The organism is Serratia sp. CY31944, from assembly GCF_052169175.1.
GTDB classification, from domain to species: domain Bacteria; phylum Pseudomonadota; class Gammaproteobacteria; order Enterobacterales; family Enterobacteriaceae; genus Serratia; species Serratia sarumanii.
In genome coordinates this window covers 198,384-210,692 of sequence record NZ_JBJNLG010000001.1, presented here as the reverse complement: position 1 = coordinate 210,692, position 12,309 = coordinate 198,384, and the positions used below count along the sequence as shown (strand labels likewise).

12 protein-coding genes and 1 riboswitch are annotated in these 12,309 nt (G+C 58.3%); of the genes, 4 read left to right on the top strand and 8 right to left on the bottom strand.

Features of this window, described 5'->3' with window-relative positions:
* The first annotated feature begins 577 nt into the window (after positions 1-577).
* Together ACJ8IN_RS00995 and cspE are read left to right on the top strand one after the other, a co-directional pair.
* Positions 578-694 (top strand): DUF2627 domain-containing protein, encoded by a 117-nt coding sequence (locus ACJ8IN_RS00995; protein ID WP_002211058.1) that lies wholly within the window; start codon positions 578-580, stop codon positions 692-694.
* A gap of 41 nt (positions 695-735) precedes the next feature.
* Entirely contained in the window at positions 736-945 is a 210-nt protein-coding gene (gene cspE / locus ACJ8IN_RS00990; RefSeq protein ID WP_002221949.1) for a transcription antiterminator/RNA stability regulator CspE, read from the top strand.
* A 52-nt stretch (positions 946-997) separates the two neighbouring features.
* Here the strand turns inward: cspE and pgeF are convergent, their stop codons facing one another.
* Positions 998-1,714, bottom strand: coding sequence for a peptidoglycan editing factor PgeF (pgeF, locus tag ACJ8IN_RS00985; protein ID WP_033634893.1), 717 nt, complete (start codon positions 1,712-1,714; stop codon positions 998-1,000).
* A gap of 161 nt (positions 1,715-1,875) precedes the next feature.
* Between pgeF and rlmA the strand changes: the two genes are divergently transcribed.
* Entirely contained in the window at positions 1,876-2,694 is an 819-nt protein-coding gene (rlmA, locus tag ACJ8IN_RS00980; protein WP_308325798.1) for a 23S rRNA (guanine(745)-N(1))-methyltransferase, read from the top strand.
* Positions 2,695-2,758: 64 nt separating this feature from the next.
* Here the strand turns inward: rlmA and mntP are convergent, their stop codons facing one another.
* The 5 genes from mntP to manX all read right to left on the bottom strand — a co-directional run bounded on the left by mntP (position 2,759) and on the right by manX (position 6,929).
* The gene (mntP, locus tag ACJ8IN_RS00975) at positions 2,759-3,328 is read right to left on the bottom strand and encodes a manganese efflux pump MntP (RefSeq protein ID WP_197846303.1); all 570 of its coding nucleotides are present in this window, start codon (positions 3,326-3,328) and stop codon (positions 2,759-2,761) included.
* A gap of 11 nt (positions 3,329-3,339) precedes the next feature.
* A riboswitch (yybP-ykoY riboswitch) is annotated at positions 3,340-3,523 on the bottom strand.
* Between the two features lie 218 nt (positions 3,524-3,741).
* Positions 3,742-4,200: a DUF986 family protein gene (locus ACJ8IN_RS00970; protein WP_033647681.1), complete on the bottom strand. Its 459-nt coding sequence runs from the start codon at positions 4,198-4,200 to the stop codon at positions 3,742-3,744.
* A 54-nt stretch (positions 4,201-4,254) separates the two neighbouring features.
* Positions 4,255-5,097: a PTS mannose transporter subunit IID gene (locus ACJ8IN_RS00965; protein WP_033634889.1), complete on the bottom strand. Its 843-nt coding sequence runs from the start codon at positions 5,095-5,097 to the stop codon at positions 4,255-4,257.
* A 15-nt stretch (positions 5,098-5,112) separates the two neighbouring features.
* Complete coding sequence (locus ACJ8IN_RS00960; protein WP_308325797.1) at positions 5,113-5,913, bottom strand: PTS mannose/fructose/sorbose transporter subunit IIC; 801 nt, start codon at positions 5,911-5,913, stop codon at positions 5,113-5,115.
* Positions 5,914-5,969: 56 nt separating this feature from the next.
* The gene (gene manX, locus ACJ8IN_RS00955) at positions 5,970-6,929 is read right to left on the bottom strand and encodes a PTS mannose transporter subunit IIAB (RefSeq protein WP_033654424.1); all 960 of its coding nucleotides are present in this window, start codon (positions 6,927-6,929) and stop codon (positions 5,970-5,972) included.
* Positions 6,930-7,492: 563 nt separating this feature from the next.
* On the opposite strand from manX, the gene ACJ8IN_RS00950 reads away from it, so the two are divergent.
* Positions 7,493-9,037: a TerC family protein gene (locus ACJ8IN_RS00950; RefSeq protein WP_047571585.1), complete on the top strand. Its 1,545-nt coding sequence runs from the start codon at positions 7,493-7,495 to the stop codon at positions 9,035-9,037.
* 16 nt (positions 9,038-9,053) lie between these two features.
* On the opposite strand, the gene ACJ8IN_RS00945 is transcribed toward ACJ8IN_RS00950, so the two are convergent.
* Together ACJ8IN_RS00945 and sdaA are read right to left on the bottom strand one after the other, a co-directional pair.
* Positions 9,054-10,640 (bottom strand): EAL domain-containing protein, encoded by a 1,587-nt coding sequence (locus tag ACJ8IN_RS00945; RefSeq protein WP_033634885.1) that lies wholly within the window; start codon positions 10,638-10,640, stop codon positions 9,054-9,056.
* A 267-nt stretch (positions 10,641-10,907) separates the two neighbouring features.
* Positions 10,908-12,272, bottom strand: coding sequence for an L-serine ammonia-lyase (gene sdaA, locus ACJ8IN_RS00940; RefSeq protein ID WP_033634884.1), 1,365 nt, complete (start codon positions 12,270-12,272; stop codon positions 10,908-10,910).
* Positions 12,273-12,309 lie beyond the last annotated feature (37 nt).

The window sequence follows — 12,309 nt, the reverse complement described above, 5'->3', positions numbered from 1 at the left end:
GCTATTCATAAGATTATTCCGGTTATTCAGACTCGTGGCTTTCGGATTATTTAGGATGAAACAACCGGCCAGCGGGAGAGGCGTCTGGAGGTTGCATGCTTATGCAACCGTTGCCCGCGGTACCCGCTTCACTTGCGCCTTCCGACGCGATGGGGTTCTCACCCTGTGGCGGCAGGGTTGAAGACCGACGATGAATGCGCTTTCCGGCGCTAAAGGGTCGGAGGAGCATTGAATAAATTGGCCCCCGTTCATCGATATTCAAATGTTGCATATGACATTCCATAAAGATTCAAATTTTTTAACGCTATAAGCGGCAAAAAAGCGAAAGTGCCGAGAAGGAGAGGCGTCAAAACGATGAAAGTTTTGTTAAAACGCTATCAGAATGCGGGGTCTGGCGCCGTGGTTTTGGCAAGCAGAAAATAGCCGATGCTTCAACATCTTTTGGGCTATTTAAGCAAATGCGGCGCTCGACCGTTTCAAATATGTGCGACATGTCGTTCAGTGATTAAAAATGGCTTGCCATCGCATACAGAGTATGTGATAACGCATCTGGGTAAAACGAGGTACAGTTCTGTATATGTGTGGCATTTTCAGTAAAGAAGTTCTGAGTAAAGACGTTAGCGTTGAATACCGCTTCTCTGCCGATCCTTATCTTAGTGCCTCAAGCAGTAACGACTCTAGTTTGTCTATGTAACGCCCACGGGCGGTTTAAACAATCCAAAGGAAATACTCAAGATGGCAAAGATCAAAGGTCAAGTTAAGTGGTTCAACGAGTCTAAAGGTTTCGGTTTCATCACCCCGGCTGACGGCAGCAAAGACGTGTTCGTACACTTCTCTGCAATCCAGGGTAACGGCTTTAAAACCCTGGCTGAAGGCCAGAACGTTGAGTTCGAAATCCAAGATGGCCAGAAAGGCCCATCTGCAGTAAACGTTACTGCTATCTAATCAGCGTCAGCTGTACAAAAAGCCCGCCTCCGCGCGGGCTTTTTCGTTTCCGTCATCCGGCGGCGATGATGATGCCGGCATACTGGTTGCGGCCTTTGATCCCCGGATGCGTCGGATCCTGCGCGCGCCGATGGCTGTTGCGGCGATAGCTGGTGTACTTGAAGCGCTGCGGCCGCTGCGGGTCGACGTCCGGCGTGCAGATGGTGCAACTGCCGGCGCGGTCAACGGCGGCGAAGCCCAGCGCCGCCAGCTTGTGTTCGGCAATCGCGGCCAAATCCAGATGCCGGTAATGCGGGCTGATCAGCGTGGCGGGCAGCGGCAGGCGCTGTTTAAAATTCTCCACCAGCGCTTCGTCGACTTCGTAGCAGCATGCGCCGGCGGCGGGGCCGATAGAGACCACCCAGTCGGCGGTGTCGCCGTCCTGGCGAATGCGCGCTGCCATCTGTTCCAGAATGCCGTCCAGCAACCCGCGCCAGCCGGCATGAACCGCGGCGATGGCGCCGCCGTCGCGGCGGCTGAACAGCACCGGCAGACAGTCCGCCGTCAGCACGCCGAGCAGAATGCCGGGCTGGCGGGTGTAGAAGCCGTCGGCTTCACCGCACGCCTGCGCCGGTTGCAACACCTCGACGATACGGGTGCCGTGCACCTGCTTCTTTTCCGGCAGCGTGGCGCTGTAGGGCAGCAGATGCCCCGGCAGCAGCGCGAGTTTGCTGCCGAAGCCGTGCTGAATGTGGGGCACCGCATCGAGCAGCGCGGAACGATCGCTCATAAGTTATTTTCACCTGCGTGAGAAAACAGACTCACAGTGTAGCCAGCTTTTTCCCCGCTTGACCAGGTGTTGTTGGCGGCGAAAGCGAGCGGGGATGCGCCTTGCATCGAGCCGACGCCTTCTTTAGACTAGCCGCGCCCTGTCTTTCTGGAAGCCCATTCATGTCCTATCAATGCCCCCTGTGTCATCAACCGCTGCATTTTTCATCGCAACACTGGCGTTGCGACGGCAATCATCAGTTCGATCAAGCCAAAGAAGGCTACGTCAATCTGCTGCCGGTACAGCACAAGCGATCGAAGCAGCCGGGAGACAGCACGGAAATGATGCAGGCGCGGCGCGCGTTTCTCGACGGCGGTTTTTATCAGCCGCTGCAACAGCAGGTGGCAGAGTGGCTGGATTTGGCGCTGGCGGCCGATGCAGGCGCGTTATTGGATATAGGCTGTGGGGAAGGGTATTACACCGCCGCCGTGGCCGCACGGCTGGCGCAGCAGCGCAATATGGCGGTTTATGGGCTGGACGTCGCCAAGGTGGCGATCCGCTACGCTGCCAAGCGTTATCCCGCGGTCTCGTTCTGCGTCGCCTCCAGCCACCGCCTGCCGTTCGCCGACGGGGCGCTGGATGCGGTGTTGCGCATCTATGCGCCCTGCAAGGCGGCGGAGCTGGCGCGAGTGGTGAAGCCGGGCGGCGTGGTGGTGACGGTTTCGCCGGGCCCGCGTCATCTGTACCAACTGAAAGAGCAGGTGTACCAGCAGGCGCAGCTGCATGCCGAACAGGACGAACAGTTCGACGGATTCGAGTGCGAGCGTAAAGAGGCATTGGCCTATACGATGACCTTGCCGGGCGCACAGGCCGCCAACCTGCTGCAGATGACGCCGTTCGCCTGGCGCGCTACGCCGGAGGTGCAGCAGCGGCTGGCGCACGGCGGCGAGTTTGAGTGCGAAACGGATTTCGTGCTGGCGTTGTACCGGCGCCGTGCTTAACAGGCGCAGTGAGCCCAGAAACAAAAAAACCTGCCGCGGCAGGTTTTTTTGTAGCGCGAGCGTCTCAGGCCAGGTAGCCGAGATGCTCCAGCAGAATGTTGACGCCGATACCGATCAGCACCACGCCGCCGAGGATCTCGGCGCGTTTTCCCAGCAGCGGGCCGATAAAGCGGCCGATCATCATGCCCAGCGTCGCCATGATCATGGTGGCGCAACCGATGGCCATGGCGGTGTGCACGATATTGACCTGCAGGAAGGCCAGGCCGACGCCGATAGCCATGGCGTCGAGGCTGGTGGCGATAGCGGTAGCCACCAAGATCCAGAAGCCGTGGCGTTTGACCTTCTCTTCTTCATCGGGCTTGTTGCGCACCCCTTCGATAATCATGCGCATGCCGAGAATGAACAGCAGCGAGAAGGCGACCCAGTGGTCCCATTCCATGATGTATTGGCTGGCGAACAGGCCGATGGCCCAACCGATGAGCGGGGTGATCGCTTCGACCACGCCGAAGATCAGGCCGGTGCGGATCGCTTCGCGGAAACGGGGTTGATGCAGGCTGGCGCCTTTGCCGATCGAAGCGGCGAAAGCATCCATGGACATGCCGAAAGCGAGAATGAGTGTTGCTGAAAGGTTCATGTGAAATAGCCTCGGCCGGGTGGCTCCATATACACGTAACCCACCCCCAACCAAACGACGGAGTTACGTGTCTATGGTCTCGCCAACCTTACCTGGCTGCCCGCACCACGTTTCATACGGCGAAACGAGTATGTTGATACGGGCGTTTCTGGCGTTTTATTCTCCAGAAACCGGCTACTCCCCAATGACGGCGCAACCATACCATATTATTTCCGCCACCGACAACTTTATTCTGGCGTGATGTTCGCGCTTAATTGAGACTCGTTTTCATTAATCTAATTTCATGTGGGAATATAATGTAGATGCGGGTAACAATGTTGCGGAAATAATAGTCTGAGTGAAAGTGACGCAGCCTATTAATTACCCACAGGCCGCGCAAGGTTTGAGCGGTAACAAGGCGGTTATTTGTTTATCTATTGATTGTCAACGAAAAACTGATAAATCTTCTCCAGGTCGTCCAGGTGTGTCACCTGAACCAACAGCCGGCGCTGTTCCAGGTCGATGGCCAGAATACCGTCCTCCGATAAATTCATGGCTTTAATGCGGTTATATTCAACAAACACATTGGCGAAGAAAAACCCCTGCGCTTTAAACACCATCTTGGGAGCGCGAATATAAGAAACATAGATAGCGAGCAGCGCCAAGGAAATAAGCAGGTAGGTGGTTAATACCGCACCATTGTCGGTGACATTGCGGTAAATCAGAATGGCGATCAGGCCGACGAAAATCAGGCTGTCGAGGCGGTGGCGGCGTTTGAGCAGCACCTTGAGGCGCGTTTTGCCTTTCAGCAGATCCATGCCGAATTCGTCATACAGCGAGTACAGCAACAGCAGGGTGATAAACAGCATCAGTACGGCGTCGGTCAGTGACATCTCTTGCTCCACACATAAAAAAGCCGGGGGTTGCCCCCCGGCCGTTTCGAACGATTACAGGCCCAGCAGGCCAATCCAATAGCCAAAGATACCGATGACGAAGAAGCCGATGATGATCCACAGCGCGTTGACTTTCTTGCGCAGCAGCCACATACAGGCGAAGGTCAGCAGCAACGGCACCAGGCCCGGCATCAATTGGTCGAGGATGGTCTGCACCGTGGTCACGTTGGTATGCCCGGTCTGGTCAGTGATCTTGGACACCACCAGCGGGATATTCACGTGCGTCCACTTGTTGACCAGCGCCCCCATGACAAACAGGCCGAGAATGGACGCCCCTTCCGTCAGTTTCTGCAAGAAGCCGCCGCCCATGTCGTTGACGATATCCACCCCTTTACGGTAACCGTAGGCCACGCCGTAGTAGCGGGTCAACAGGCGCACCAGGTTGAACAGCACGAAGAACAGGATTGGCCCGAGCAGGCTGCCGCTCATGGCGATGCCGGCGCCGAGCGCGGCGAATACCGGCCGCACGGTGCCCCAGAAAATCGGGTCACCGACGCCGGCCAACGGCCCCATCAGGCCGACCTTGATGCCGTTGATCGCGCCGTCGTCGATCGGCGCGCCGTTCGCGCGTTGCTCTTCCATTGCCATGGTCACGCCGAGCACCGGCGCCGCCACGTAAGGGTGGGTGTTGAAGAACTCGAGGTGGCGCTTGATCGCCTGTTTGCGATCGTCATTGTTTTCCGGATACAGGCGACGGATCACCGGCACCATCGAGAAGCAAAAACCCAGCGCCTGCATGCGCTCGAAGTTCCACGAACCCTGGAACAGGTTCGAGCGCAGGAATACGCCGCGAATATCGGCCGGCGTGAGTTTCTTTTGAGCAGTTGTATCAACCATTTCTCTCACCTATTCCTAGTCGAGTTCGTTATCGAGATCGTTCGCGTTAGCCGGGCCGGCCTGGACAACCTGAGACTTGTTGTATTTCGGGCTGAGCTGGATATACAGCACGGCCATCACCACGCCGATGACACCGAGCGCCACCAGGTTGAAGTTGGTGAAGGCGGCGGTCACGAAACCCAGGTAGAAGAACGGCATCAGGTAGCCGGCGCGCATCATGTTAATCACCATCGCGTAACCGACCACCACGATCATGCCGCCGGCGATGTTCAGGCCGCTGGTGACCACTTCCGGGATCGAGTTGAGCAGGGCGTGTACCCCGGCGGTACCGACCGAGATGGCGACGATGACCGCCGGGATGGCGATACGCATCGCCTGCAGCAGCAGGGCGCCGATGTGGATCCAGGTGATGGCCCGCAGGCTGCCGCGCTCCGCCGCGCTGTCCGCAGCGTGCTGGAAGGCCACGGTGAGGGTGCGCACGATGATGGTCAACACCTGGCCGGCCGCCGCCAGCGGAATGGCCAGGGCGATACCGGCGCCGACGCTTTGCCCGCCGGCGATGACCAGAATGGTCGAGATGATGGACGCCAGGGCGGCATCCGGCGCGACCGCCGCGCCGATGTTCATCCAGCCCAGGGCGATCATTTCCAGCGTACCGCCGATAATGATGCCGGTTTTCATATCGCCGAGAACGAAGCCGATCAGGGTACAGGCGACCAGCGGACGGTGGAACTGAAACTCGTCGAGGACGGAACCCATCCCGGCGATACAGGCAACGATAAATATCAGCACAATCTGAAGAGTGGTGATCTCCATTGCACTTCTCCTATGACCAAAAAAGCTCTGAGTAAAATAATCAGCGGCTGGCGCCACTAATTGAGTTTGTTAATCAGGTCCATCATTTTTAGCCGGCTGTCGGACGAGACCTTACGCACCTCCAGCTCGATACCGCGATCGTTCAGTTTCTTAAACGCTTCGATATCTTTTTCATCGACGGAAACGGCGTTGTTCACCTGGGTTTTCCCCTGACGGAACGCCATGCCGCCGATATTGACGGATTGAATATCCACGCCGCCCTCCACCAGACGCAAGACGTCGGTCGGGTTGGTAAACAACAGCATCACGCGGTCGTTGGCGTATTTCGGGTTGTTCCAGACGCGGATGGCCTTCGCCACGTCCACCACGTGGGCGGTGACGCCCGGCGGGGCGACCTGGGTCAGCAGGGTTTTGCGCACATGGTCGGCGGCGACTTCATCGCTGACGACGATAATGCGGCTGACGTTGGTCTCTTTGGTCCAGCGGGTAGCGACCTGGCCGTGAATCAAGCGGTCATCGATGCGCGCCAGGCCGATTTTCATGTGGTCATTCGGCCCCAGCGGCGCCTGAGGGGCAGCGGCTTTGGCGACGGGTGCTGCGGGTTTTGCGGGTTCTTCCTGCGGTTTTTTCAGCGCTTTCACGCCTTCGCGGCCGGTTTCCAACGCCAGCGCCACCAGTTCATCGAAGGCGGGGTTGTCGTCCCGCGCCATGAAGGTTTCCACCAGCATCGGAATGTTGACCCCGGTGACGACCTCATAGTTTTCCTTGTCGACCGCAATGCGGCTGGCGGCGTTGAACGGGCTGCCGCCCCAGGTATCCACCAGGAACAGCACGCCGCCACTGGTATCCAACCCACTGATTTTTTCGTTGTACTTGACGATTAACGTCTCGGCATTCTCACCGGGAACGAAGTCTATAAAGGCGACGTTGTCCTGCTCGCCCAATAGCATCTCCGCCGTTTTCAGCAGTTGTTCCGCTGCAGCCCCGTGTGTGCCGATGATAATAGCTATTGCCACTCGCTACCTCCTCGTTGAACTCCAGGCGCGGTTTGTGTCGTTTCTCCGCGCCGTCTTGGCAGTCACTTCCGCGGTTCAGATACATTATGGTAGAAAAAAAGAAACGCACGCCTAACATTTCTCACGCAGTTTCAAATGCCTGTGCGCAATACTTCACGAACGCGACATTTATTTTAGTGAGTGAAAAAATATTTTTTGTGACGCTGCTCCGCTATTGAATGCTCGGAGAAATCTTAGCTGTCGCAGATGACATGACGGGGGCGTCACCCTAAACCGCCGTTGAAAAAGCCGCTTTGTCCCCCAGAAAAATCCTGATACAGTAATTCCTTCTTTCATTACTAAGGAGTGAAGGGCCTCAGCCCTCCCTATGGACTGTCACCGAAGTTACTGTTTTTCCAGGTTTCACCCGCCACCCGCTGGCGTTGCATATGCTGTTCGGCCCTTCGGCCATCTCCCGGCAATCCCATCCCGTCACCTTGCTATTGTCGACTGCACCCATGCAGCGGCGGCATCGTCACGTCTGAGCGGCGTGCGCTCATTCCCACTTTTCTCTGGAGTCTGATATGGAATTTTTAATGGACCCCTCTATTTGGGCGGGGTTGCTGACGCTGGTGGTGCTGGAAATCGTGCTGGGCATCGACAACCTGGTGTTCATCGCCATTTTGGCCGACAAGCTGCCGCCGAAGCAGCGCGATAAGGCGCGCATCATCGGCCTGTCGCTGGCATTGCTGATGCGTTTGGGCCTGCTGTCGGTGATCTCCTGGATGGTAACCCTGACCACGCCGCTGTTCAGCGTCGGCGATTTCAGCTTCTCCGGCCGCGATCTTATCCTGCTGTTCGGCGGGGTATTCCTGCTGTTCAAGGCCACCATGGAGCTGCATGAACGGCTGGAAGGGCAGACGCATCAAGACGGCGCCAACCGCGGTTACGCCAAGTTCTGGGCGGTGGTGGTGCAAATCGTGATCCTCGACGCGGTATTCTCGCTCGATGCGGTGATTACCGCCGTGGGCATGGTGAACGATCTGCCGGTGATGATGGCGGCGGTGGTGATCGCGATGGCGGTGATGCTGTTGGCGTCGAAGCCGTTGACCAACTTCGTCAACGCGCACCCGACCATCGTGGTGCTGTGCCTGAGCTTCCTGTTGATGATCGGCCTGAGCCTGATCGCCGAAGGCTTCGGTTTGCATATTCCTAAAGGCTACCTGTATGCCGCTATTGGCTTCTCGATCCTGATTGAATTGTTCAACCAGATCGCGCGTCGCAACTTTATCAAGCATCAAGCGCGTCGCCCGATGCGCGAGCGCACCGCGGAAGCGATCATGCGCCTGATGGGGCAGCAGCGTACGCAGCAGACGGACGATGCGGTCGCCTTGCCGCGGGATGAAACCTTTGCGGCGGAAGAGCGCTATATGATCAGCGGCGTGTTGACGCTGGCCTCGCGTTCATTGCGCAGCGTGATGACGCCGCGCACCGACATTTCCTGGGTCGACTGCGAGCGCTCCCGCGAGGAGGTGCGCGCACAGCTGCTGGATACGCCACACAGCCTGTTCCCGGTGTGCCGCGACTCGGTGGATGAGATCGTCGGTGTGGTACGCGCCAAGGATCTGCTGGTGGCGCTGGAGCAAGGGGAAGATATCGCCGAGTTCGCCGCCCGCACGCCGCCGATCGTGGTGCCGGAAACCATGGACGTCATCAAGCTGTTGGCGGTGCTGCGCCGCGCCAAAGGGCGTCTGGTGGTGGTCACCAATGAGTTCGGCGTGGTGCAGGGGCTGGTGACGCCGCTGGACGTGCTGGAAGCGATTGCCGGTGAATTCCCGGACGAGGACGAAACGCCGGACATCGTGGCGGAAGGCGACGGCTGGCTGGTGAAGGGCGGAACCGATCTGCACTCGCTGGAACAGGCGCTGGCCTGCGATGACCTGGTCAGCCCCACCGCCGACTACGCAACCCTGGCGGGGCTGCTGTTGGCCCATTACGGGCAGATGCCGGTGGCGGGAGATAGCATTGAGCTGAACCACCTGCGGTTCGATATCGTTGAGGTGTCCGAATACCGTATCGAACTGGTGCGCGTTACCCGCGTCGTCCTGGACGAGACGGCGCACGCGTAACCCTCCCGCCGGGGGCTCAGGCCTCCGGCGGATCCTCTTCCGCTTTCCTGACGCGCGATTCGTACTGCTGCAACCACAGCGGGAAAACGTGGATCGGCATCGGCTTGGCGAAATAATATCCCTGCAGGGCATTGACCTCGCGTGAGCGCAGATAGTCGGCCTGTTCCTCCGTTTCCACCCCCTCTGCCACCAGTTTCAGCTTCAGGCGCTGCGCCAGCGTAATGATGGTGTCGGTCACCGTGGCGTTGACCGCGTCGGTGCCGATGGCGGCGGTAAACCCGCGATCGATCTTCAAGACGTCCGGGCTGAGGTTCTTCAGGTAGCTCAGCGAGCTGTGACCGGTGCCGAAATCGTCGATGGCCAGCATGATCCCCATGTCTTTCAGCGTGCGGATCTGGTCATACTGAATTGCCGACAGCGCGGTGCGTTCGGTCAGTTCCAGCATCAATGAGGGCATCGGGTGCGCCGGCAGCCAAATCTGGCGAATATCGTCGATGATATTGAGCGTTTTAAAATGCTCGGCGGCGACGTTGATGCTGATGTAGAACGACGGCCGGGGCGGAAACAGCTGCAGATTTTCCGTCACGGTGCTCATCAGATAGCGGGTGAGCGGAATGATCAGCTCATGCTGCTCGGCAAGCGGAATAAACACGTCGGGCGAGATCCACCCTTGCCGCTTCTTTTTCCAACGCAGCAGCATCTCAACGCCGGCGCAGCGCCCGGTATCGCTGTGGATGATCGGCTGGCAGTAGACGCGGAACTCGCGATGGGTGATGGCATGGCCGATGTGATAAGACAGGCTCATGCGGTTGGCGGTGAGCAGATAGACCACATAGGCGGCCAACAGGCTGATCAGCAGCGCCAGCGGAATATGGCGCGGCAGGGCGGAAAGCGCCAGCATGCCGATCTGCGGGCCGAACAGCGAAATCGAGAACGGATACAGCGCGGAGCCGGCGGTGTAGCGCAGATCGTTGGTCAGGGTATCGCGGCTCAGGATTTCGCGGCGGCCGTATTCCAGGCTGCTGTCGGCCACGTTCAGCACCACGCGCTGAACGTAAGGCTCCTGCGGCTCGAGTAAAAAGTTGGACAGCAGCTCGATATTGAATACGTGCAGCACGCCGCTGGTTTTATCGCGGGGCGATGGCGTCCACAGCACCAGCGTGGGCAGACCTTTGCTCACCGCCAGCGAGGGGCGCAGCGCCAGCCTGGCGTCGCTGTTGACGAAGGTAGGCATCACCGCGGCCAGCTGATAATGACGGGCACCAAACAGGCTGGAGCAATAAATAATGCCGTTCTTCACCAGCAACATGGCGCGCAGCGCCTGATTTTGCGCGGCGCGAAAGCGCAGGGTCGATGACACGTTCTCGCAGGGCTGGTTCAGCATGTCCATGCTGCGTTCCGCCTGCAGCTGCGCCGGCGTCAGCAACTGGTTGAGCTTGCCGACGGTGCGGGTGGCCAACGTGTGTTGGCTCAACTCGATGCTTTTGACCTCTTGATAGTAACGGGTATACAGCGATACCAACAGAATAGCCGCGCCCACCGCTCCGGCCAGCAGCCAACGGTAGTAACGATATCGGGACGCGGCGAGGTGGGTCATCAACATCCGGTAAATCCTTGTTCGGTAATCCAGCTCCGAGTCACAGTCAGGCCATTGATCCTTAAGTTGCGCTCGGCTAATTCTAGCCTGAGGTTATACAAGATTGATGGTAACTCAGTAAATTATTTCAGTTTGGTAAAACAGAAGGCCAATTTGCAGGCTAACCGCCGGATCGATGAGAAAAATGCAGGATATTTTTTTGTGACATTATCACTAAAACGTTCAATGAATTGATTACCCATAAAAAACCCCGCCGGGCGGCGGGGTTATCTGTCAGTCGCATTGCACCTTGATTGCCAGGCCGCCGCGTGACGTTTCGCGGTACTTGGCGTTCATGTCTTTGCCGGTTTCGTACATGGTCTCGATCACCTTATCCAGCGAAACGCGCGGCTCGCTGGTGCGGCGCAGGGCCATGCGGGCGGCGTTGATCGCCTTGACCGAGGCGATGGCGTTGCGCTCGATGCACGGCACCTGCACCTGGCCGGCGACCGGGTCACAGGTCAACCCCAGGTTGTGTTCCATGCCGATCTCCGCCGCCACGCACACCTGTTCAGGGCTGCCGCCCAGCAGTTCGGCCAGGCCGGCCGCCGCCATGGAGCAGGCTACGCCGACTTCACCCTGGCAGCCGACTTCGGCGCCGGAAATGGAGGCGTTCATCTTGTACAACGCGCCGATGGCGCCCGCCGCCATAAAGTAGCGGATATAGATGTCCGGGCTGACGGACTCGATGAAGTGATCGTAGTAAGCCAGTACCGCAGGCACGATGCCGCAGGCGCCGTTGGTCGGCGCGGTAACCACGCGGCCGCCGGCGGCGTTTTCTTCGTTAACCGCCAGCGCGAACATGTTGACCCAGTCGATCACGTTCATCGGATCGCTGGACAGTTTGTCCGACGCCACCAGCATGCGGCGCAGCGCGGAGGCACGGCGCGGCACGCGCAGCGGCCCCGGCAGCACGCCTTCGGTGTTCAGACCGCGATCGATACAGGCGCGCATGGTTTGCCAGACGTTGCCGAAGTAGGTCTCGATCTCTTGCTTGCTGTGCAGCGCCAGTTCGTTTTGCATCACCATGCCGGACAGCGACAGGCCGGTTTCGCGGCAGTGATCGAGCATTTCGCGTGCGGAGTTGAACGGATAGGGCATTTGCAGCTCTTGCTCGGCGTCCTTACCGAAGTTCTCCTCGTCGACGATGAAACCGCCGCCGATAGAGTAATAGGTCTTGCTGTACACTTCTTTATCGCCGGCGAAGGCGTGGATCTGCATGCCGTTTTCATGCAGCGGCAGGTTGTCGCTGCGGAAGACCATGCCGCCGTCGCGCGGGAAATCGACTTCATGCAGGCCGTTGGCCAGCATCAGGCGTTGACGTTGTTCTACATCGCGAATAAAACCCGGAATGCTATCGATATCGACGGTGTCCGGCATGTTGCCGGCCAGGCCGAGAATGATGGCGATATCGGTATGGTGACCTTTGCCGGTCAATGAGAGTGAGCCGTAAACGTCTACGGCAACACGCGTGATAGAAGGCATCAGGCCTTTATTTACCAGATCGTCGACAAACTGTTTGCCGGCTTTCATCGGTCCAACCGTATGAGAGCTGGACGGGCCGATGCCGATCTTAAACATGTCGAAAACGCTAATCACGCTAAAACTCCTTAAAGAGACGTATTGTTATGGCTGC

Excerpts from the sequence above, each read along its gene's own strand:
- ACJ8IN_RS00995 (WP_002211058.1), top strand. The coding sequence starts at position 578 with ATGTGTGGCATTTTCAGTAAAGAAGTTCTGAGTAAAGACGTTAGCGTT.
- cspE (WP_002221949.1), top strand. The coding sequence starts at position 736 with ATGGCAAAGATCAAAGGTCAAGTTAAGTGGTTCAACGAGTCTAAAGGT.
- pgeF (WP_033634893.1), bottom strand. The coding sequence starts at position 1,714 with ATGAGCGATCGTTCCGCGCTGCTCGATGCGGTGCCCCACATTCAGCAC.
- rlmA (WP_308325798.1), top strand. The coding sequence starts at position 1,876 with ATGTCCTATCAATGCCCCCTGTGTCATCAACCGCTGCATTTTTCATCG.
- mntP (WP_197846303.1), bottom strand. The coding sequence starts at position 3,328 with ATGAACCTTTCAGCAACACTCATTCTCGCTTTCGGCATGTCCATGGAT.
- ACJ8IN_RS00970 (WP_033647681.1), bottom strand. The coding sequence starts at position 4,200 with ATGTCACTGACCGACGCCGTACTGATGCTGTTTATCACCCTGCTGTTG.
- ACJ8IN_RS00965 (WP_033634889.1), bottom strand. The coding sequence starts at position 5,097 with ATGGTTGATACAACTGCTCAAAAGAAACTCACGCCGGCCGATATTCGC.
- ACJ8IN_RS00960 (WP_308325797.1), bottom strand. The coding sequence starts at position 5,913 with ATGGAGATCACCACTCTTCAGATTGTGCTGATATTTATCGTTGCCTGT.
- ACJ8IN_RS00950 (WP_047571585.1), top strand. The coding sequence starts at position 7,493 with ATGGAATTTTTAATGGACCCCTCTATTTGGGCGGGGTTGCTGACGCTG.
- ACJ8IN_RS00945 (WP_033634885.1), bottom strand. The coding sequence starts at position 10,640 with ATGTTGATGACCCACCTCGCCGCGTCCCGATATCGTTACTACCGTTGG.